Genomic DNA, 22651 nt, shown 5'->3' with positions numbered 1-22651 from the left:
TACAGGAAAAGTGAGTACAGCTAGAATCATGGCCTACATCAACGACCCTCACCATATCTGACGGCGGCTAAAGCCGCCGAGTCGCTTTTCCGCCCCGCTCTCAAGAGACGGGGCTACCAAGCTTCCGAGTTTTTATCGTGTCAGCTCGTAACTTTGGAGTTGAGGGTCAGACTAGGAACTTCCTCAAAAATGGCTCCCTGTTCTTTTAACTCCTGGATACGAGCCGCATTTAACCCGATAACCTGTTTAAATTTGACGTTTTGTAACAATGCCCCAGTTAGGTTAGCTTCCTTGAGGTTTGCACCCTGAAATTTAGCGTGACTCAGTGCTGTATCTACGAGTTCAGCTCGCATGAGGTTGGCTCGACTCAAATCGGCATAACTAAGGTTAGCATGGGTGAGAATTGCTCCGCTCAAGTCCGCCCCACTGAGATCGGCCCCACTGAGATCTGCACCTGTCAGATCTGCCCGGGTCAGGTTGGCTCCGCTGAGGTCGGCTCCGCTGAGGTTAGCACAATACAGGTTTGCTCCTATTAAGTTAGCATTAAATAGACTAACACCAAGCAAATTGGCTCGAAATAGGTTCGCCCGAAATAGGTTCGCCCGAAATAGGTTCGCGCCACTGAGGTTAGCGTTACTCAGCTCCGCCCGGAATAAGTCTGTATCTCTGAAATTGCGATCGCCTGCGGCATACAAGTCGAGCAGTTCTTGTGAATTCATGATAATTTCCTAATCTCCAATATGATTAACTGCAATTGTGCCGAAGTTGTTGCTCAATCGGGCAAAACTTTATTTTAATTTAAAAAGCCACGGGTATCAGTAAGCCCCACATCCTGCACATCCCCTCAAATCCAAGTGGGCGACTGCACAATAGGGATTATGTAATTTAGGAATTATTGACATTAATTTGGGGTTTTGATATGATTGGTGTTATCTCACCCCCTCGGCTGATTCGGTAAGTGCGATCGCTAAATTTCTAAGTAATTCAACAGACTTGCTCTAGTTTCTTGTCATTCCGAAAATACAATCTTATGAGCAACACTTATAATTCCGGTGCTGACCTGCTAGACTCCTCTGGCAATCTGGATTCTGATCAAGATGGTAGAGAATTACCAGATATCATCTTTGATTTTTTGATTAAGATTGTTAAAGACTATGACTCAGAGACAGTATTAGAAGAATTTATCGGATTATTTTGGCATCTCAACTGTAGCGATGAACAGGCTAATCATGCTTTGAGAAATCAACTGCAGCAGCTACCATCAACAGCTACCATTAATCCCCTATTAAAAAGAAGTTGTTATATCTTAGCCAACAACTGGTATATTAGTCGCAATTATCAAGCAGTTCAATTGCTACTGGAAAAGCTAGAAAATACCGAGAGCGATGAATATGACATTCTCGATCCTGAATTAGGAAAACTCAGAAATCAGGTTAAATATTTTCTGCAAAGTTCTGATATTCAAGAGATTCGTAATTGTGTATTACAGCATTCTCAGGGCTGGAGTAGTCGCTATAAGAGTTATTTATTAGTTAACCAATATATTGACCCCAATAACTCTCAGGAACAGCAGGAGGTAGCCCGCAATATATCCAAAAAACTGCGAGAACAGTATAAATTTGAGTTGGCGATGTATCTGGCTCGCTCATCACCAAAAACTCAACTCCGAAATGAAACCCAAATCAAAAATCCTACTCAGTTAGGAGAGCAAGTTTTAGATATACTTAAAAAAACTATTTCCACCCAGCGAGTTTCCAGCTATACCCATCAAGCTGAATTGTTTTTGAAACAAACTCATAAGGTTACTTATAGGGATTTTAAAAGCGCCTTACCTGAATACTTAATGCTTCAGAGTGGGGAAAAATCTACTACCCGGATTTTGCGGGACAAAATTTCCGCCCAACTCAAAGATTTGTATAATTTCCATGATTATAGAATTATCAATGACGATTTAAAAATTCGGACCTGTAATAGCCTCATCGACTTTTTGACGATAGAGGATGGAGAGAACCCCTCTTTTATTTTTACATTTATGATTAATCAGGGTAGTGTATTTACCTTGGCTATTTTGATGCTTAAAGTGATTTTATTAGACCATTCATCTAAAGTACACCTAGAGTTAAAAGTGGCTCAACTGATTCAATTTTATCAAAAATATGAAGAAGAACGCTGTCGTCAGTTTATCTTGTTTTTGGAAATTTTTAATCTGGTATTAACAATTTTTACGGAAAACGTCCAATATCATCTGGTCAAGATGGATCAGGATGATGTATCAGGACCTCTGACGGATAACTTGGATGCTTACCGGGTTTTCTCTCAAAGTAAAGGACTTGATCTGCGTGAGGCTAATCTAAATAATCTTAACTTAAATAGTTTGGATCTGAAGGGAGCAGACTTTAGAGGTTTGAATATGAGCCAGATGGATTTGAGCGGGCTTGATCTGCGGTTGGCAAATTTAGAAGGTGCTAATCTCCAAGAGGCTAATCTTAATGGAACTCAGTTATTTATTGTTAATTTAAAACAGAGTAATTTGCGAGAAGCGAGTCTGCTAGATGCGAATTTGGCACGGGCTGATTTACAGCAGGCTAATTTAAATCGTGCTGATTTAACGGGGGCTAATCTGCATAGGGCTAATTTAACTAGAGTAGATTTGAGTGAGGCTAAGTTATGCTCAACTAATTTAGAAAATGCTGATTTACCAGGGGCTAATTTAGGGTTTGCTAACTTACAAGGTGCTTGTTTAAGTCAAGCTAATTTACAGCAGGTGAATTTACGGGGCGCTCAACTGCGATCGGCTCATTTGCGAGGTGTGGATTTAAGGGGGGCTTACTTGGGAGAGGCGGATCTGACTGAAGCTGATTTAACGGGGGCGAATTTGGAGGGGGCGAATTTGGAGGGGGCGAAACTAGACGGGGTTAATTTGAACGGAGCGATGCTTGAGCAAGCTAATCTTTCCTATGTTAAACTTAATCAGGCTAGTTTAGAGCGATCGCATTTAGTTGGTGCTAAGTTAATTTATGCTCAACTGCGCTATAGCTTTTTAAGCCACGCTAATCTAATGGGTGCTAATCTCAGCTATGCTGATTTAACCCGTGCTAATTTAGCTGGTAGCAATCTTAGTCACACCAATCTATTTAGGGCGGCTATTCGTCACACTGAACTCGCACAAGCAGACCTATCCAATGCTAATTTATTGGGTGCTAATTTATTTGGTAGTAATCTGACTGAAGCCCATATCACAGGTGCAAAATTTGGGAAGAATTGCGGACTGTCTGAGGAAACCAGAAACTGGATAGGTTCACGGTTGGATTAGTCAGTAAATACTCTAAAATCCTGAATACGCCACCCTCTAGATTCTAGGTGAATTTGGCAGTTTAGGGGACAGACCTGGAAATCACAGATGTAATATCCGACTAAATTACCTAAATCGTTACACACCCGCAAATTATATCCATAGCTGCGGGTAAATTCGGCAAAATGATGGATAAATATAAACTGATCGAGATAGCGTTTCTGGTTCCACTGGAAACGGTTAACCACTAAAGTGATAGACTTGTCAAGATATACATTTGGTAGAATCGGGGTAGAATCCTCTCCTATAAACCACTGATTGAGTGTTTCGCCGCCGTAGCGTTTTTCAGCTAACCAAAGACTGGGAACACTCAGTTCTGTTTGAGATAGGGGTGGTGGTGGTAAGGTAGTCCGTTGAGGAAAGCAGGGTTTGGCGGTTTTATTAAATTCTACATTATTGGGTAAAGTTTGCGATCGCCCTATTTCACCCCATCCGGTAATAGTAAATAAACAGAAGCACAAAAAATATACCCTGGTTATCCAGGGATATTGCTGATGTAAAGCCATGATCATCTAATGTCCAGTAAAACCTGAAAAATCAGGCTATATCTAGGCTTGCCTTGCTTACTGTACCCTTACCGGAGAAAGCTACTAACCAACCACAAAACTATCAGGGTGACTAAGGTAATGAACCGTTCAACTGATAGGGTAGCTCCCGCCATGGGACTCAGTAAACTTCCCAAGATTAATCCTAGAATTAACCCCCCCACGGTCAACAAAACCGAACGACCAAATTTGTTCTCTTTGCGATTGAGAAAATACAGGGAGGTAGCCACCCCCAAGGCGAGGGGAAGTTGTAGCAGGGAGATCTCAATAGCTGGATACAGGCTGACAACTCCCAAACCCAGGTAAATCAATGACGGCCACATCAACTCCGAACGACTCGGCGCATCGAGCATTCCAGTTAACCAGGAGACTTTAGGACTGGTCTGGGGTTGAATTTCCTTAGCTGGTGGCCCCGCGATGCGTTCAGGAAAGCGAATCCGCTCAGGGACTTTGATTTTACCCTCTTGGCGCATTCTGAGGCGATCCATCAGGATGGCATCATAAGCGGCTTCAATAGATTCTATCACTTGGCGCTCACCGGTGTGCTGTTCTCTCAGGCGATCGCGGGCATCCTGAATTTCATCAAAGGATGCGTCAATCGTAACCCCAAGCTGTTCATAAGGACTTTGCTGGCTCATCGCATTTAATTTAACTGGAGTCTAATCAATTGACATTGGACCCGCCGTCAAACGGACGGGGATTCCCAAACCTGACGATTTAGGTTTACTGTTTCATCGCATCCACCTCCACTATCAAGGAGTTTTTGGTCTTCTGGTCTGGACCCAGACTATCCCCGCCAGCCTTGCGGTTGTGATGAGTCGATAAAAACTCCTAGAGATGAGATGATCAGATGATGGGTTGATTCTAACACAATCTTCTATTTAATTGTGTGGCTGGGGTGGTTTGGTTTATGGGCAACAAGATTAGGAAAAACTAACTATTCCAGACCATTGAACCAATTTCAGCCGATCGCGCCTATAGGAAAATAATAGCTCAGGCTGGCTATAGGTACACTCAGAGCAGATAGCTATTTGCTGAGGGTCTAAACCTACGGCTTCGAGTTGCAAAGCGTTAAAACGGCGAATATCGACCCGTAGGCGATCGGGTTCCGGGTCAGACAATAGGGGTGGGTCTGGTAGGTGGAATAAGGGTTCTAAAATTTGGGAGATACTGCTGGCTATATCCATTATTTGTAAGGTGGCAGCTAGTTTAACTGCTACATCCTCTGAGACTTGATAGCATCCCCCGGAAATAGCTGGACCCATTGCGACTCGTAAATTAGCCATCTGGCTGCCTTGCTGTTTAAATTGGGCGATCGCTTCTGGTAGAATTTTCAAAGATGTACCGCGCCACCCAGCATGAATGGCAGCTACTCGCCCGGTTACCACGTCACCGATAAGCACAGGAACACAGTCAGCACTGGCTACCCATACTGATTGACAGCCTTTATTGGTTAGTAAGCCATCAGCTTCCGACAAGGATATTTCCTCGCTATTGGTTTCAGTTTTGGGAATGGGGGAAACCTGAGTAGTTTTCAAAACTTGGTTGCCATGAACCTGTTTGAGGCGGTATACCTGGGCGGCGGGTTCGAGAACCTGCACTAAATCAACGGGAGAACGGGGGCTAAACCGTCTGGAAAAAAAACCATGTTGCCAGTTTTCTAGGATACTACAGGTTAAATAGGGCAGTTGTTGCCACTGATGCCAAGTCCAAATGTGCATTGTGTCAGTGAAAAGAGATTTCAGGGAACAGCTTAACCGGGAAAGCGCGATAATTATTAAACTTAGCGGGATATTGGATTAAATGGATTGCGATCGCATACTGGGTGCTTTACAGGCTTTACAAGAAAATGTCGTAGCTGTTTTATCTAACCCGGTCTCCTACGTTGATGCTTCTCCGTCTATCTTGATATTTGATAGGCTCGGTTCTACAAATGAAACCCTGTGGGAGTTGATCACCACTGGTCTAGCTACCCCTAGAACTACAGTGATCGCTCTCCAACAAACAGCAGGACGAGGACAATGGGGGCGTGAGTGGCAGTCAGAATTGGGGGGATTATACCTGTCTTATGCCCTCACTCTCCATGAGAGTATCACAGATACTGCTACCCCAGAGCATAACTATATGGCCTGGTTAACTCAATGTAGCGCTTGGGGTATTGCTACAGTTTTACGCGATCGCGGTGTTCCCGTAAAGCTGAAATGGCCAAATGATTTGCTGCTGAACAAACGCAAATTGGGTGGTATCCTAACAGAAACTAAAGTCCACAACGGAGAGATCAGCCAAGCCGTGATTGGAGTCGGCCTGAATTGGAGTAACTCTGTACCCCCCACTGGTATTAATCTGCACGAATTTTTAAATGCACATCCCACCACTGCTGGGGTAAACTCTATAGAAATGTTGGCAGCTATTGTGATCTGGGGTATCGAGTTAGGACTAATGCACTATGCACAGAAGGGAGGTGAGAGTCTGATGTCATCCTATATGGAACTGCTAAAGGTGCATCAGTAGTTGTGATCACGGAAATTCTTGGAGTGTGATCTGACGGCTTATGGCTAACTCTGGGTTGAACTGCAACCCTTTCGCGGAGCAACTACGCAGTAGTATCGCCCTGGAACATTATCCTCAGAAATTGGTCTCTCGCCCGGTACAATGAAACTCGGTTACACCCTAAAGAACTCAATTCTAAAATTGCCCAATTTATCATCTGGTTGTGTGAGGAAATGACAGAATCCAGTTACTCTAAATCTAATTTAAAATCTACCCAGCCTATTCCCCATAATAGTAGATTTTCCTGGCGCTCCCTGGCTTTGGGATTAAGCTGTTTGAGTGGGGTAGGATTGTTGGTAAATCGTGCGATCGCCTATGAAGAATTTTCTATCCCCTTTGATAACGAACCCCTAGAATCCTACAACACCTACACCCCTGAACCAGAACCCTATTACGCGCCGCCAGTTCAGGAATCTTATATAGCGCCAGAACCCTATTACGAACCAGAACCCTATTATGAGCCAGAACCCTATTACGCGCCGCCAGTTCAGGAATCTTATATAGCGCCAGAACCCTATTATGAGCCAGAACCCTATTACGCGCCACCAGTTCAGGAATCTTATATAGCGCCAGAACCCTATTACGAACCAGAACCCTATTATGAGCCACCCATAGAAAGATCAGGTGGTTACATCGCCCCACCAGAACAGCCCATTTATCTGCCAGAAAAGCATCAAACAGCATCGCCACCGTCAACTCAGCATATTTCTCCTCCGTCTGCATCCACAGCTCAGGGAACACCATTTAATAACCCCGATCATAACTTTATCGACCCTACAGATTACAGTATTGGGGCTACAGGCGGTGGTTATGAAGCGCCTTCAACCGTCATCTTTTCCGAGCGCCAGACAGGTTGTGAAACAGCCGTTGGAGTCGGTCAAGCTGTTGATAGATTGTGTGTTCCCCCACCCGCACCTATTGCTGAAATTCCTAGTCAGTCTACTTATGCTACAGGATATCCCACCGGGGGACGCAAAACAGTTACTCAGCACCGTCAGCCTTCCTATTCTTATGGTCAACAAGCAACAGGAAGAACTCAGTCAGCCAACAGCAGAGGCTGGGGAACTACAAACGTCGCCGCCAGTTATGGTGGCTCTCCAGACTATTCCTATCAGGTCCCTGTCGCCGGATTAAGTCCCGTGCAAGTGGGACCCATCAGCATGAGTGCCATGAGTAATTCAGGTATGAGTTACTATAACCGCACCATGCGACCCCCCAGAGTTCCCGGAAATTCAGATACTCACCTGCTTTTCCCCCTCAGTATTCCCGCCCCAATTACCTCATTATTTGGTTGGCGACAACACCCAATTTTGGGAACTGGCCGCTTCCATACAGGTATTGATTTCGGAGCAGATACGGGAACTCCTGTCGTGGCATCTTATTCGGGAGAAGTAACCCTGGCTGACTGGTTAGGGGGATATGGTTTAACGGTGGTTCTTAACCACCCGAAAAAATCCCAAGAAACCCTTTATGCTCACCTCTCAGAATTGTTTGTTAAACCCGGAGAATTTGTCGAACAAGGGGAGGTAATTGGACGGGTAGGAAGTACAGGAATGTCTACAGGACCTCACCTGCATTTTGAGTTACGGAAGCTGACTAATGAAGGCTGGGTAGCTCTCGATCCACAATTACAGATAGAATTTGCCCTCGCCCAACTGATCAATACTCTACGGGTGGCTGAGGTACCAGCAGAGGAGTTTATTGCTGCCCTACCTAACCAAACTAAGAACTGGGAAACTGGTTTGCCTCAACTGCCTCCCCTGCCTCCGGGTATGGATATCATTGTTCCTAATTTGGAACCACCTACCATCAACTTTGGCTTTAAAGAAAATATCGAGAAAGCACAACAATAAGCCATAAGTTTTGCGCCACAAAAAAAACTGATAATAAACCCGCCTTCGATAGTACGGCGGGTTTATTAATTGCTAATTCACTGGCAAAAATATCTGTCGCTCCCCTGAAGTGCAGAACAGAAGCCAAGGAGCGATCGCCTTATCAGATATGCTATAGTTAACTCAGAACTATGGGTTCTCTATTTATATGACTGTTACTAAATCCTTAACTACTCTACCCGATCATACCCAACTTCCCTGTGAAGACGGAACCTTTGTGAAAAACTTTCAAGAACACCCCCAAAGTATCCTATTAACTGATTCTATTCGTCCGGTTCTTAATCAAATACATCCAGACGGACAATATTGCATTGGTCAAGATAGTGGGATTTACTGGCGCATGACCGACCCACCCCAGAAAGGAGCGGAAGCACCGGACTGGTTTTATGTGGCGAATGTTCCCCCTACCCTCAATGGTAAGCTGCGACGGTCTTATGTGTTGTGGCAAGAATTAATCCGTCCCCAAATCATCATCGAATTTGTATCTGGGGATGGTTCAGAAGAACGAGATAAAACCGCTTGGAAAGGCAAGTTTTGGATTTATGAAACGGTAATAAGAACGCCGTATTATGCCATCTATGAAGTAGAAAAATCTCAGGTAGAAGTGTATCGTTTAGAGGGTAGTTTCTATGAGTTGCTAACCCCAAATAACCGCAATCATTACCCAATTCCCGAAATGGGAGTAGAGTTAGGTATCTGGTCGGGAATATATCAGAACGTGGAATTACCTTGGTTGCGTTGGTGGGATAGTGAGGGTAATTTACTGTTATCTGGTGAGGAAAGAGCGGAACGGGAACGACAACGAGCGGAACAGGAACGACAACGAGCCGATCGCCTCGCAGCTCGTTTGCAGGAATTGGGAATTGATCCTAATGAAATCATCTGAAATTATCCAATTTGGGCTTTAGTGTCATAGAAGTGGAGAAGAGAAGGAGAGGAGCGATCGCCTTATCAGATATGCTATAGTTAACTCAGAACTATGGGTTCTCTATTTATATGACTGTTACTAAATCCTTAACTACTCTACCCGATCATACCCAACTTCCCTGTGAAGACGGAACCTTTGTGAAAAACTTTCAAGAACACCCCCAAAGTATCCTATTAACTGATTCTATTCGTCCGGTTCTTAATCAAATACATCCAGACGGACAATATTGCATTGGTCAAGATAGTGGGATTTACTGGCGCATGACCGACCCACCCCAGAAAGGAGCGGAAGCACCGGACTGGTTTTATGTGGCGAATGTTCCCCCTACCCTCAATGGTAAGCTGCGACGGTCTTATGTGTTGTGGCAAGAATTAATCCGTCCCCAAATCATCATCGAATTTGTATCTGGGGATGGTTCAGAAGAACGAGATAAAACCGCTTGGAAAGGCAAGTTTTGGATTTATGAAACGGTAATAAGAACGCCGTATTATGCCATCTATGAAGTAGAAAAATCTCAGGTAGAAGTGTATCGTTTAGAGGGTAGTTTCTATGAGTTGCTAACCCCAAATAACCGCAATCATTACCCAATTCCCGAAATGGGAGTAGAGTTAGGTATCTGGTCGGGAATATATCAGAACGTGGAATTACCTTGGTTGCGTTGGTGGGATAGTGAGGGTAATTTACTGTTATCTGGTGAGGAAAGAGCGGAACGGGAACGACAACGAGCCGATCGCCTCGCAGCTCGTTTGCAGGAATTGGGAATTGATCCTAATGAAATTATGTGAAATTATATAATTGTGGCATTAGTGCCATAGTCAAAAATCGTCTTTCCAACTATGTCCTATAGATTGTTATTTGTTTGTCTGGGAAATATTTGTCGTTCGCCTTCAGCTGAGAATATTATGAATCATCTGATCGAAGAGGCTAATTTGGGCGATCGTATTGTCTGTGATTCGGCGGGGACATCGAGCTATCATATTGGTTCGGTCCCTGATTCTCGTATGACTATGGCGGCGAAAAAACGGGGCATTGTCCTCAAGGGTTCTGCTCGTCAGTTCACCGCCTCCGATTTTGAGAATTTCGATCTAATTTTGGCGATGGATCGGGACAATTATCAGCAAATTCTGTATCTTGATCGAGGGAAAAAATATGGTGATAAGGTTAAGCTAATGTGCGATTTCTGTCGGCATCATAACCTCAAAGAAGTTCCCGATCCTTACTATGGCGGCCCGGAAGGTTTTAATCAGGTGATTGATTTGCTACTAGATGGCTGTGAAGGCTTACTAGAATTTGTGGTTAATCAACCATCGGTTAGTTAATTAGGTCATTTTCTAAGGCAAACCTTACCAGTTCAGCGCGGTTACTGCTGTCAGTTTTGCGGAGTAAACTGCTAACATACTTTTCGACAGTGCGAGAACTCAGATGCAGAGAATCTCCGATTTTGATATTGGATAATCCTTCTGTAAGTAAGTTCAAAACCTGTTGTTCTCGTTCGGTGAGATGAATGTTAGTGGTTGAGAAACTGTGAAAATGATGGCGTTTATGACTGGAACTGGTATGGTTTGATAGGGGTTCATTAATCCGAGACCTCCATTCGGCTTCAATTAGTTGCGATCGCTCTAAAAGCGATCGAATCACCACACCTAGCTCCTCCAATTCAAAAGGCTTAGGGAGATAATTATCACATCCGAGTTGATAGCCCCGTATCCGCTCTTCCGTACTGGTATGAGCGGTTAAAAAAATCACTGGCAACAAGCGGAAAATAGGCTGGGAACGAACTCGCTTGACTAGCTCAAAACCATCCATTTCTGGCATGGCAATATCTGTTACTATCAGGTGCGGTTGATGCTTTTCTACCAATTCGAGTGCTTCCTGACCATTGGTGGCAGAAATGACCATATATCCTGACATTTCCAGATAATCGCTAATCGAAAGGCGAGTTCCCAAATCATCATCAACGACTAGAAGTGTCAAAGGCATAGGAACTGGAGATAAAAGACTAGAGATTTAGATTCTCTATGGGTTTTAGAGATAGGCTGACTCACAAAAAACACCTCACCAACTAGGAAGTTAATACCAAATGCTGTAGCTATCCTCAAATCGCCACTACTTAAATGATTATTTGGGATTGTTTATTTTAACATTATATGTAGTTGACAAGTGGATAGCTTAAGGGATAAGTATTTATCCCTGTACTGAGCAGTGGCATGGCAGGGGGCTGTATGATTAGGCATACATCTGAGTTTCCAAGGCTTTAATGGTTTGCTGACGAGTTTTCTGATATGTAAATAATTGTCTGACGTTGAATTGAGAAGATAACACTCTTTCCGGCAGCCACTCCCCCGGCTGAGTTATGGCTTGTAAGCCTTGGAGTTCTGTGATCATGTCTCTATAGGCAGGTAAGCCAGATAATTTACTAGATCGAGGGTTGGGTGTGTCTCCAAAGGAACCCACGGCTTGCCAATTTTTACCTGTGGCTGTGGTGGTGCGATCGCTATCATGGCCTATACCTAAAGCCATTTTTTCGGTAGCGGGAAGTAAGGCTACTTGGGCGATCGCTACTTGGGCGGCTGTTTCAATTAATCCTGTTATCCCCTCTAGCATTGGTCTTCCGGACAACAGACCTAAACCACCACGGGAGACACTGTTATAGGCTGACTCGGCTAGAGTTCCAGGTAAAACTTCAATGGGGGGTAAATTGACCGAGGGTTGAGGTTGTGTCTCGTTTATATAGGCTTTCGCAGTAGCGATCGCTTTCCAGGACTGTTCCCAATCCTGTGATAGTAATTCACTGTTCAACAGAAAGCTACCTTCTCGCCATAGGTAAAAAATCACCTGACACACTGGGGGAATTTCGGCTTGTGCTATCCAAGCCTCAAAGCGTTTAAATTGGGGCTGATTCCGAATATTTTTCCCCTGACGAAACTTGGTAAATATAGATAAAAAATCTGGTCGTTCTTCCTGTGCAATCGTCTGGCTGGTATTAATACTATTAACAATTATGGCATCTACAGTCATTGCCCAAGCCATCGCACTACATCTCAGATAATATTGTTTGAGCATCTTAGGGAGGGAGGAATGTAAAATTATGGCATCCAGACGAGTGAGGCTGTCTAAATCAGTAATCATCTCCCCCGCACGCAAATATTGATAAGTGCTGCGGATAGATCGTTGTTCTGTTAGTTCTAATTCCCCGGCATTTAAGGCTAATTCCATACATCTTTCAATAGCCATTAATCGCGAGTTATAACTGGCAATAAGATACCGTTGCATTAACTCTGAATAGGGGGAAGATATAAACAGATAATCAAGCAAATTCAGGGCTGGCGGGTCTTTGATAACCGAGCCTGATTGCAGATGATTATAGGCTTGAAAACATCTAATTTTACTGCGGTCATGAATAGGAGATTGGACAATGAGGTTATTAATTTTACGGTCAATATTATCAGATAGCTGGTTCCAGAAAGTATGCAAAATCAAAAAGGCATCCTCCCCCTGCAATCCACATCCTTTCAGACGCAGATTAGCTCCCTCTGAGCTATGGGCTGGGATTTTAACTTCATATCTTTTACCTGTTTTTACCATCACCATTTGAGTCCCCCCATTGGTAGCAATTTGAGCAGGTACAAAAATATGATAAAGCTCATCTGTACTCCAGTCATATTCGGGATTAGTGGGGATTTCGTCCTCGGCTTCTGGATAAATATTTTCCACCCATCCTTGAGCGTGTTTAACCACAGAAGCGCCGGATTTGGTGGCTTGATGCAGTGCCACTTTCCCCACTTCGGAAGCACGATGAGTAATCGAATCCCCCACCTCAGTCGCTGTTTTTCGAGCTGTTTCTGTAGCCTGATCGCTCATGGATTTACCCAACTCTGATGCTTGTCGACTCAAATTTTTAGGCAGACCGGATACTTTCTGGTTTACCGAATCCCAAAAAGATTGATTTTGGCGATCGCCCATAGTCTACAACTCCATCAAAACTCGCATTAAACCAACAGTAGTGCCTTATCAATTTTTTCTGCTTAGAACAGAAATCTTAACAGTAGGGGAGTCGCACTTTCCAGAAGTTCCATAACCCCGCCATTACGCGCTCTCAGTTCCTGGGGATTTTGACGAAATTCGATAATTTCCATCAACTGAGCAGCAATTTCCTGCCCTTCCTGGCTCCCCAATCTATTATATAGTTCTTGAGCCTGTTTAGCATCTGACATAGCTCTATTTAAATCACCCAAATCGGCCCAAGCCATACTGCGAGCAAAATAAGCCGCCGCCAGGTTAGGATTGAGACTCAGTGCGCGGTTGTAGTGGTCTATGGCATTTCTGTAGTTCCCTTCTAAGGCTTCTTTAACTCCCAGGCGATAGAAGTCCTCCGCATTACCAATATTAGTCGGGAGTCCCACCACTCCAATTAATTGAGCCTCAGTAATATTAGCATCAACGGCGATCGCATTAGCTAAATAAGCCCCCCGCAAATCTGACCCCGCCAGGTTCGCCCCGGTCAGGTTCGCCCCGGTCAGGTTCGCCCCAAATAAACTCGCCCCAGTCAGGTTCGCCCCGGTCAGGTTCGCCCCGGTCAGGTTCGCACGACTGAGGTTCGCCCCGGTCAGGTTCGCCCCGGTCAGGTTCGCCCCGCTGAGATCTGCTAACACCAAACCCGCATTAGTCAGGTTGCAGTTTTCACATTCTTTAGTAGACAGGAGTTGTCGGATATCCTGTAAATTACTGGCTCGCACCGGAGTCATTGGTAGGATAGCAAGCGACAGGGTAATCATCGTCAGAATTGGGAATTTCATGGCAGATATCCGGTAGCGCGAGTAAGCGTTCATGAACCTTTATTCTATACCATTTTCGCTAGGACTTGGGTGGTATATCGGGTCATTGTGATATCAATCAGGTTTGATCTTGATCATAATCACAATTGCTGACGCGATCTATCACTTTCATAATGCCCAAAAGGTAAGATAATAGCAACATAGCGTTATCTGAGTTCCCATGCTGGCGCAATTCTCACCCTCATCTAACAATCTCGATGCTCTAATTGAGCGCATCTTTGTTTCTCGCAAGATCACCCGCGAGGATCAAAAGCAACTTATGTACTTGCTTCTATCAAAGGAATGTCTAAGCGATGAAGAACACGACTGCATTAACGAAGTATTCGATCGCCTACGTCGGGGGTTACTCCACGTTGTTGAGTAAATTATAACTCATGCAGGCAGAATATACGATTGATTTCACCTCCCCAAAACACGAGAAACACCCTCAATATTTCCCGGTTTGTTGATCGGCATATTCTCGGTCAATACTTATTCAAATTTACGATAAGGGAACCTACCTTGGTTGGTATCAAACCATTGATTCCAAAGGGTAGTGTTTTCTGGGCTGGCAATAGTTGAATTAACTACTCGGCTCCACTCCCGGCTGTTCATTGGTAGGATACATCCGTAATTCTCGAAGGTCAGGGGTTGGCTGGGAACCAGTTGAAAGTTCTGGCGGGTTCTCCCATCTTTCCACAATTGTCCAAGCAACAGAATACCATCACTAACAATGCCTTGTAATTCCCCCTCCTGTAAGCGGCGGATACCTTCAGCGCGGCTAGGGACGGCTTCCCATTGGGCTTCTGGGTAAACTGGGCGCAACTCGCTATCAGTGGTGGTAGATTCTAAAAATCCAATGGTAACCCGTTCCAAGCTAACGGTTGAAATGTCTGTTTCGGATAGTTGGGTGGGGTCAAGGCGATCGCGATTTTCAGTTTTGACTAACATCTGAATCCCCGTCACAAAAAAGGGAGTAGAAAAATCCACCCCATTTTCCCGTTCAGCGGTGATGCTAGTAGCTTCGCACACTAGGTCTAGGTTTCCCTGTTGCACCTGGTCAAAGCGATCTTGAAGTGTAACAGTAGTCATCTCCAACCGGATAGGCTGGTTTAGCTTCTCTTGGAGGCGACCATGAATCAACCTAATCAAATCGACAGAATATCCCTCGATATCGCCATTATCGTTTAAATAGCTAAAGGGAACCGCATCAGTCCGTACACCCGCCCGCAGGACTCCGGTTCGTCCAATTTGTTCTAAAACCGTTTCCGCCCCAGCTACACCAGTAAAGCCAACACTCAGGACTAAGCTAAGTAGGGAAATTGCTAATTTTTGATTCATTGTCGCAATTTTTTTAAAAAAAGTTGGTTGAAAACTTTGCCCTAAAGGGCTAACGGAATTTAGCCCATAATAGCACTGTTGGCAAGGACAATCAAGCCCATTAAATATTTAACCAAGTGGTGTCGAGATAATCGATTTGAACGTGGGGACTGAGGGCTGTTAGTACCTGTTTTCCATAGGTGCGACGAGTGACCCGACTATCTAATAGGGCTACGATACCTTGTTTGTGGCGAACGGGAGCGACAGCCCCCTGTAACTCTGTTAATGCGGCGGGGAGTAAATATAGCCGAAACCAGTCCTGGCGTTGCTGTTTGTAGTAGGCGACCCTCCCAGCTACTAGGGGATTTTCTAGGGAGGGTAACGGTAAAGTGGCGATCGCTAATAAATGGGGAGAAATGAACTGATGCTGATGGTTTCGCCAAAATTGCCAACCGGTCACTAAAACCCCTGTTTCGCTGATAGCTGTGGTTTCCACCTGAACTAGGGACCCAAACTCTGAAGCTAACACCGCCGCCACTTTTCCTTTGAGGGGAATATCCTCAACTAATAAAACTTTCAAACCACTAATATTGATACTCATACATAGCAAGGTCCGCAATTGCTCAATTAATGCCTTCTCAAACTGGGGTGTATTTGGCATCGGTATCCCAGAAGGTAGATAAAGTTGGATTAATTGGCTTTGGCGATCGGGTGTAAATTTAACACAGGTTAAATCCCCTAATCCCATGATCTGACGATAAATGGGAGCGTTTTTATCCAAGTCTAAAGCGCCGCCAATCAATACTACGGGTTGTTGTTCCCAAATGGGACTCAAAGCTGAAGCCACTTCTAGGGGACTGCAATATAATTTGAATGAACCCTGGGCGCGGTCAACTTCTACCCACTTTAGTTGATTGTCAGATAACCATTGATGGTAAAACTCATGCCACCGAGAGTCTAAGCGTTGACTAGAGGTTTCGGCTGAGGTAGTAGTTGATTCTGTGGGTTGTGTAAGAGTCAAAAACAGATTTTGGAGAATATCCTGTTCTTCCTCATCGAGGAGATGACAACCATAAAGATTAGCTGGGTGGGCGAAAATTGAGCGAATTAGACGCACTTGGGTTAACTCGAGGGTGTCTCGCCATTCTGGTCGCTTCTGGGTTAATAGGGTCCAATCTGACCATTCTAGGGCGGCGGTGAGGCGATCGCGACTCCACTGTTCTAAATTATCGGCATCATCAATAATGGTGGGAATATGTGGGGGAAAGTGCTGGTTATCGCCTAATCTATCTGCTAACCATATTTGAGGGGTGGTCAGTAGCAAACCCTGAAAATCTCTACTTGGCCAGCGATCGCCCTTTTGAATCGGCATCAGGGGTAATTTCTGATCATCTGCATCTGTAATACCCTGAATTTTGGGAATTTCCACCGTCAAAAGTTGCTCAATTACCGCTTCGGAGGCAACGATCACACTAGCTTTTCCCCAAACTAAAACCGGAATTAGATAACTAAACCGATAGGGATGCTCCCGGATTTGTGGCCTCACCCCAGTTTGAATTAATGCACTACGTCCCAAACGCAACGCGCGCGCCACTAATCTTGTCATTGTCAAATAGTGGGGCCAGTCCATGTTACCAACGGACTGCACCAAACGACGAACCAGATTATGTGCTTCTACTTCAATCACAGGGTTATCAAGCCAAATATTTAGTAATGTCCCAGAGGTTAAGATGGTTCTCAACTTCAGCCCATTGACTTCTAGTTTAGCTTGTGGCGAGCAGAACACCGAACCAGTGACTGGATCGAACCTGGCCCAATTAATGATTACAATTAATGATTAATGGTTAACCTGGAGATTTGATGATACTTTTAGGGTAGATCATTAAAACTGTTAATAAAAGCCATCACCTGGTCAAAATTCGGGGCATAACCCACCTCGGCACTACTATGGGGAGAGGGATTTAGTTTGCTGATTTGGGAATTTTCATGAACCATAATCATTTTCTGGCTGCAATTAGTTAATTGGGTGCGGGTGGGTTTACTAAAAAATAGCGGATTGAATTCTGAGCGAATGGTGCGGGCTATTTTTTTCATCTCATTAATTTTGGTAATCACTTGACCCATAGCGCTTAATAATTGCGATCGCCGCTCTTTTTCAAGGGTAGAATCTTGAATCTGACGCAGTAAATTAACGATATTTTTCTGGGTTTGGGAAGCATCATCAAAGGGCAAAATAGCCAGACAGCTAATGGCAAATAATTCTTGTTCTTGGTTAGCAATAAATGTGAGTTTTGTAGTGCGATCGTCTATTTCTATGCTGGGGGGACTTTCCATAATTGGAAACTCTTGAGCAATTTTGTAGTAAATAGTAGCTAAGGCTATATTCCCATCTTGATCTAAGGGAGAATTAACCATAATCTCAACTCTGGGTCGAGTTTGATTAAAAAACTTTCGGAGAGTTTCCCGATCCAAATGATAAACCTGACTATGATCACCATTAGCACTCAAATCTACCCATTCACAGGTAATCTCATCAGCTTTTAGATTAAACCTAGAAACTTGATAAAGTTTAGCGCCAGTTAATGTCGCTCCTGACAAGTCTGCGCCACTCCAATTCGCTCTAATTAAGTTAGCTTGGCTCAAGTCAGCGTGAACTAAACTAGCCTTTACTAACACCGCGCTGCTTAAATTAGCACCGGATAAATTAGCACCACTGAGGTTAGCCTCTGTCAAATTTGCACCACTCAGGTCTGCACCTTGTAGGTCAGTCCAGCGCAGATTTGCACCACTAAAATCAGCATTACTCAAGTTCGCATAGGTCAGATTTGCTTGTCTTAATTCCGCATTAGTAAAATCAGCTTTAGGTAAATTCGCTTTAAGTAAATCCGCTCCTCGTAGGTCGGTTTTCGTAAATTTAGTTAAAGCTCCAGAAACACCTCGCAGGTTCGCACCACTTAAATTAGCACCATTAAAGTTAGTCTGCTGAAGTTTGCTTTCTCGCAGATCAGCCCCATTTAAGTTGGCTTGGGTGAAGTTAGCTTTACTGAGTTTCGCCCTAACTAATTCTGCTCTAATTAATAGGGTGTTAATTAACTGTGCTTCCGTTAAATCTGCTCTCACCAAATTAGCTACATTAATGGTGGCTTGATTTAAAATAGCTTTGGTGAGATTAGCATTACTTAATCGAGCTACATTCAGATTAGCACGAGTCAAATTAACTTCCCTTAAATCCGAGGCGCTTAAATTAGCTACACTCAAGGATGCACCACTTAAATTAGCTCCGGCTAGGTTAATTCGACTCAAATTAATTTCGTTTAAATTTATGTCCTCAAAATCTCGTTCTCCATCTCGATATTTTTTGACAATTTCATAAACTTTAAGAACGTCACTCTCAGAATTTTGATGGTTGTTAGTATCTGTCATTCTGTGGAAAATTCACTGTTGATGTACAAATAATTAAGAGAGCAATTAACGAGGGAGATAGAGTATTTGTGATGACTTTATTTGGCATCAAAGCTGGCTACAAAACTGGTGAAAATATCTGGGGTTGCCATCGCCATTTCCCGATATTTTTCGGGTGTGATTTTGGATAAATCCATCAAGGAATATGACTAAACTTCCTCCCAAATTCGGGATGGCTATGAATAGCTAAATATTCCCCGACTAAGTTACTTAAAATGGTTTGAGTAGGATGGTTAAAAAATGGATGATTCCCGTCAATTTCTTCCTGTAACTTTTCCGATAACAAATGGTCTTCTAAACGGCTGATTTTTTTAATTATATCGATGCCAAACTGAATCACTTGGTTAGATAATCTGACTCCCATTTGAGAACTATTTTCCAAGGTGAGCATCCGCAATGATTCCAGAATACACTCTCTGGTTTTGGCGACATCTGCAAAGGGTAGAATCACTACATAAGCTGTCATAAATAGCTGTTCCTCATCTATTCTAAACGATAAGAGGGTTCGGCGCGAACCTATATCAATGCTAGGGGGAGATTTTATAAAGGGATAGTGTTGGATAATTTGCCGATATATGGAAGCTAAAATGCAGTGGGTATCTGGGTCTAGGGGGGCATTAATACGGATTTGAACTGTGGGAGATTCAACGTTAAAAAATTGATGAGCTTGTTGGGAACTAAAACGCTGTATTTTGCTACCATCACCGTTAGGACTCAGATCAATCCAATCGCAGGTGATCTCATCTGCAATTAAACTAAATCTGGAAACTCCATAAAGTTTAGTTCCTGTCAATGCGGAACTTCGCAGGTTAGCATCTGTCCAGTCACAGTCTATCAAATTAGCTTGGGTTAAATCAGCATGAATGGCGCTACAATTGAGTAAACTTGCGCCACTAAGATTAGCACCGCGTAAACTTGCGCCACTTAATTGGGTGGCTTCTAAGTTGGCGCCACTCAGGTTAGCACCACTTAAATTCGCCCAGCGGAGATTTGCGCCACTCAGGTTAGCACCACGAAGATCTGCGCCATTTAGTTCAGCTTGTCGCAGTTCAGCGTTACGGAGATTAACCCCCCTGAGATCGGCTCGTGTAAGATCAGCACGGGTTAGGTTGGATCTTTCTAGGTTACTGAGAATTAAACAGGCTTCTGATAGGTTAGCGCCGGATAAATTGGTTTGTTGGAGGTCGGCGTGTCTGAGGGTGGCTTCTCTTAAATCTGCTTCGGTTAAATTCGCCCCATTGACTACGGCTTCGCTGAGTTCGGCTCGCATTAGTTCGGCCCGAATTAAGGACGCATCGACGAGGTTGGCTTGACTGAGATCAGCTCTGATCAGGTTGGCGACGTTGAGAACTGCTTCATTGAGGTTGGCTCCCTGGAGAATAGCGCCGCTAAGTTTGGAAACGTTCAGTTTGGCTCGAGTTAGGTTAACGCCTGTTAGGTTGGCTCCGCTAAAGTTGGTAACGCTCAAAACGGCTTCGGTAAAATTAGCCTGACTAAGATTGACCCGGCTCAGATTGGCTTCACATAGCAGAATGGCACTAAAATCACGGTTCCCGGATTGGTATTCTAGCAGCAGTTCTTCGGCATCCATGCCTTTTTGGCTCCCGTTTAATATCGGCAAATTAAACTGTTATTCTATCAAAATTTGGGGGGGATCTGTCAATTCGTTGAGTTGATGTCACAAATCTCTATGGGGTTTTGGGTTGACAATTTTCCCAAAATTTGCTTGATTGGGAATTAATTAAAGTTATTTGGTTGTGCATTTGGGCTGCCAGTTTCACAGGTAAACTCAGGGCAGCGATCGCCGATTAAAGATGAATGGTAAGTGATGAACATTGGTATTGTCGGATTGGGTTTAATTGGCGGTTCCCTAGGCTTGGATTTGCGTTCTTTGTGGGAGGGGAAGGGATTAACTGAACCTCTGGAAGAATCAGTGCTACAGGGGGGGCGGGTGTTGGGGGTTTCTCGCCGCCAGTCTACCTGCAGCCGGGCGATCGCTATGGGGGCGGTTGATGAAGCCTCTTGTAGTTTGTCGTTGATGGCTAGGGCGGATATTGTGTTTATTTGTACCCCCATTGGGGCGATCGCTTCTACGGTTCAACAACTATTGGAACACCTGAATCCTCACGCCATTTTAACAGATGTCGGTTCGGTAAAAACTCCTATTGTTGATATGATATCACCCCTCTGGCGGAACTTTGTGGGAGGACATCCCATGGCGGGAACAGCTTATAGTGGTATTGATGCGGCACAGTTCAAGTTATTTGTAGGGCGACCCTATGTGATTACTCCCACGGAAACAACCCCCCCAGAAGCGACGGAGGTAGTGGTGGCGATCGCTAATTTACTAGGCGCGAGGGTTTATCAATCTTCCCCCATGGACCATGATCGGGCGGTAGCTTGGATCTCTCATCTCCCGGTCATGGTTAGCGCTAGTCTCATTGCTGCGACGGCTACTGAGGACAATCAGGAGATCCTGGCTCTGGCTTATCAACTAGCAAGTTCTGGGTTTCGAGACACCAGCCGCGTGGGTGGTGGGAACCCTGAGTTAGGGGTGATGATGGCTAAGTATAATCGGGAAGCTGTGTTAAAGTCTTTGTCTAATTATCGCGAAAGTTTAGATAAAATTACACTCGCCATTCAACAGGAAGACTGGGAGACTTTAGAACAGTATTTAACGGCAACTCAACAAGGGCGATCGCGGTTTAATTGTTAAGATTCGGGATAATGCCCTAGTTTTATGGTTGGTAGCCAAACGATTATGGTACAATGTCTAAAGCCCTTTTTCCGCCCCACTTCTGGATGATTTGATCATCAAAATCATCGGCTGTTTCTAAGACAGATAAAACTGAGGACTCTAATTCTCCTGGGTCACAGGTTGAACCGACTATGGTATGGCTAAGGTAAATATGATCATGGTCATCGATCGCAAAACCACCAAAGCGCATTTGAGAATTTTTCAATAATAAAAATTGCATCAATTCCGGGGTAATTTCTGCCCCTTGAACTACGAGCGATCGCGTTTCAATGACAGCATCTTCGTGCCAGGGGTAAATTCGCACTTCTACCCAGGCGGAACCCAGAAATAAACCAAAGCCAGGATCGTCTAATTTTTCCCAAGGATACTGAGTGAACATCTCCTCCATCCAGATAGCGACCTGTTCATAACATTCTCGTTGAACTTGGGTCTGAAATTCCATGATTGTTGTCCTCACTTGATAGGCCACTGAGTATAGGGAAACTTGGTTAAATTAGCGTTATAATAGCGGTAATCGTGACTAACTTCTTCCCCGATCCATTCTGGTAACTCGAAAGCCTGATCGGGGCTGTTTAATTCCACTTCCGCTAAAATTAACCCCTGATTATCCCCGAAAAATTCGTCAACTTCCCAGATCAGATCACCGATGGGAATTTTATAGCGTTTCTTTTCAATGAGAGGGCCAACGCATAAACTAGATAACATCTGTTCGGCATCCTCAATGGGAATCAGATATTCAAACTCGGCGCGCTGATAGCCCTCAGAAGCGCCCTTAATGGTCAAATAGCCCTGATTTCCGGCGATGCGGACTCGGACGGTTTTTTCTGGGGTGGTGGTGATATAGCCCTGACGGTAAACCATTCCCACAGAAAGCGATCGCCACTGGTCGCCGCGCACTAAAAATTTACGTTCGATCTCAACTGCCATATTTTAGTCAATTTGCCCAATTTACCAAGCTGTGCGCCTATTGTATCCCTGATCCGGGTGAAAGGGTGAACAGTTAAGCCCTCCCCTGACTAAATCGGTGGTA

At 44.3% G+C, this 22651-nt stretch carries 20 protein-coding genes; 7 read left to right on the top strand and 13 right to left on the bottom strand.

Annotated elements, in window-relative coordinates; all coding sequences use genetic code 11:
- Window positions 1-140: 140 nt before the first annotated feature.
- On the bottom strand, window positions 141-719 hold the full coding sequence (locus P5674_RS04800) for a pentapeptide repeat-containing protein (RefSeq protein ID WP_014276886.1): 579 nt from the start codon (window positions 717-719) through the stop codon (window positions 141-143).
- Window positions 720-1030: 311 nt separating this feature from the next.
- On the opposite strand from P5674_RS04800, the gene P5674_RS04795 reads away from it, so the two are divergent.
- A complete protein-coding gene (locus P5674_RS04795; RefSeq protein ID WP_035736159.1) occupies window positions 1031-3313 on the top strand; it encodes a pentapeptide repeat-containing protein in 2283 nt (760 codons plus the stop codon).
- Here P5674_RS04795 and P5674_RS04790 read toward each other — a convergent pair.
- The 3 genes from P5674_RS04790 to pgeF form a co-directional block, all read right to left on the bottom strand.
- The gene (locus tag P5674_RS04790) at window positions 3310-3858 is read right to left on the bottom strand and encodes a hypothetical protein (RefSeq protein ID WP_006617407.1); all 549 of its coding nucleotides are present in this window, start codon (window positions 3856-3858) and stop codon (window positions 3310-3312) included. The genes P5674_RS04795 and P5674_RS04790 overlap by 4 nt on opposite strands.
- A gap of 68 nt (window positions 3859-3926) precedes the next feature.
- Complete coding sequence (locus P5674_RS04785; RefSeq protein WP_006617406.1) at window positions 3927-4535, bottom strand: CPP1-like family protein; 609 nt, start codon at window positions 4533-4535, stop codon at window positions 3927-3929.
- A gap of 285 nt (window positions 4536-4820) precedes the next feature.
- Window positions 4821-5618, bottom strand: coding sequence for a peptidoglycan editing factor PgeF (gene pgeF, locus P5674_RS04780; protein WP_006617405.1), 798 nt, complete (start codon window positions 5616-5618; stop codon window positions 4821-4823).
- Between the two features lie 82 nt (window positions 5619-5700).
- Here pgeF and P5674_RS04775 point away from each other — a divergent pair, with 82 nt between their 5' ends.
- From P5674_RS04775 to P5674_RS04755, 5 genes are all read left to right on the top strand, one after another.
- A complete protein-coding gene (locus P5674_RS04775) occupies window positions 5701-6408 on the top strand; it encodes a biotin--[acetyl-CoA-carboxylase] ligase (RefSeq protein ID WP_315669835.1) in 708 nt (235 codons plus the stop codon).
- A gap of 212 nt (window positions 6409-6620) precedes the next feature.
- The gene (locus tag P5674_RS04770; protein WP_315669834.1) at window positions 6621-8300 is read left to right on the top strand and encodes a M23 family metallopeptidase; all 1680 of its coding nucleotides are present in this window, start codon (window positions 6621-6623) and stop codon (window positions 8298-8300) included.
- A 187-nt stretch (window positions 8301-8487) separates the two neighbouring features.
- Complete coding sequence (locus tag P5674_RS04765) at window positions 8488-9225, top strand: Uma2 family endonuclease (RefSeq protein ID WP_014276890.1); 738 nt, start codon at window positions 8488-8490, stop codon at window positions 9223-9225.
- A gap of 110 nt (window positions 9226-9335) precedes the next feature.
- Window positions 9336-10052 (top strand): Uma2 family endonuclease, encoded by a 717-nt coding sequence (locus tag P5674_RS04760; protein WP_315669833.1) that lies wholly within the window; start codon window positions 9336-9338, stop codon window positions 10050-10052.
- Window positions 10053-10103: 51 nt separating this feature from the next.
- The gene (locus P5674_RS04755) at window positions 10104-10586 is read left to right on the top strand and encodes a low molecular weight protein-tyrosine-phosphatase (RefSeq protein WP_014276892.1); all 483 of its coding nucleotides are present in this window, start codon (window positions 10104-10106) and stop codon (window positions 10584-10586) included.
- Here P5674_RS04755 and P5674_RS04750 read toward each other — a convergent pair.
- From P5674_RS04750 to P5674_RS04715, 7 genes are all read right to left on the bottom strand, one after another.
- Complete coding sequence (locus tag P5674_RS04750) at window positions 10579-11247, bottom strand: response regulator transcription factor (protein ID WP_014276893.1); 669 nt, start codon at window positions 11245-11247, stop codon at window positions 10579-10581. The genes P5674_RS04755 and P5674_RS04750 overlap by 8 nt on opposite strands.
- Window positions 11248-11493: 246 nt before the next feature.
- Window positions 11494-13230 carry a hypothetical protein gene (locus tag P5674_RS04745; RefSeq protein WP_014276894.1) on the bottom strand — a complete coding sequence of 579 codons (1737 nt, stop codon included), beginning with the start codon at window positions 13228-13230 and terminating at the stop codon, window positions 11494-11496.
- A 62-nt stretch (window positions 13231-13292) separates the two neighbouring features.
- Window positions 13293-14063, bottom strand: coding sequence for a pentapeptide repeat-containing protein (locus P5674_RS04740; RefSeq protein WP_014276895.1), 771 nt, complete (start codon window positions 14061-14063; stop codon window positions 13293-13295).
- Window positions 14064-14573: 510 nt separating this feature from the next.
- Window positions 14574-15422, bottom strand: a complete 849-nt coding sequence (locus P5674_RS04730) for an amino acid ABC transporter substrate-binding protein (protein WP_046319820.1) — start codon at window positions 15420-15422, stop codon at window positions 14574-14576.
- Between the two features lie 100 nt (window positions 15423-15522).
- Window positions 15523-17088, bottom strand: a complete 1566-nt coding sequence (locus P5674_RS04725) for a helicase C-terminal domain-containing protein (RefSeq protein ID WP_014276897.1) — start codon at window positions 17086-17088, stop codon at window positions 15523-15525.
- A 182-nt stretch (window positions 17089-17270) separates the two neighbouring features.
- Entirely contained in the window at window positions 17271-18824 is a 1554-nt protein-coding gene (locus P5674_RS04720; RefSeq protein ID WP_014276898.1) for a pentapeptide repeat-containing protein, read from the bottom strand.
- A 175-nt stretch (window positions 18825-18999) separates the two neighbouring features.
- On the bottom strand, window positions 19000-20454 hold the full coding sequence (locus P5674_RS04715; RefSeq protein ID WP_014276899.1) for a pentapeptide repeat-containing protein: 1455 nt from the start codon (window positions 20452-20454) through the stop codon (window positions 19000-19002).
- A 237-nt stretch (window positions 20455-20691) separates the two neighbouring features.
- Between P5674_RS04715 and P5674_RS04710 the strand changes: the two genes are divergently transcribed.
- Window positions 20692-21579, top strand: coding sequence for a prephenate/arogenate dehydrogenase (locus P5674_RS04710; RefSeq protein WP_043468623.1), 888 nt, complete (start codon window positions 20692-20694; stop codon window positions 21577-21579).
- Between the two features lie 43 nt (window positions 21580-21622).
- On the opposite strand, the gene P5674_RS04705 is transcribed toward P5674_RS04710, so the two are convergent.
- Together P5674_RS04705 and P5674_RS04700 are read right to left on the bottom strand one after the other, a co-directional pair.
- Entirely contained in the window at window positions 21623-22063 is a 441-nt protein-coding gene (locus tag P5674_RS04705) for a T3SS (YopN, CesT) and YbjN peptide-binding chaperone 1 (RefSeq protein WP_006620273.1), read from the bottom strand.
- Window positions 22064-22074: 11 nt separating this feature from the next.
- The gene (locus P5674_RS04700; protein WP_014276901.1) at window positions 22075-22548 is read right to left on the bottom strand and encodes a CYTH domain-containing protein; all 474 of its coding nucleotides are present in this window, start codon (window positions 22546-22548) and stop codon (window positions 22075-22077) included.
- Between the last annotated feature and the right edge of the window lie 103 nt (window positions 22549-22651).

This window comes from Limnospira sp. PMC 289.06 (assembly GCF_032350395.1).
Lineage (GTDB): Bacteria > Cyanobacteriota > Cyanobacteriia > Cyanobacteriales > Microcoleaceae > Limnospira > Limnospira platensis.
Note: the sequence above shows the minus strand (reverse complement) of the source record. Positions and strands in the feature narration are given on the sequence as shown.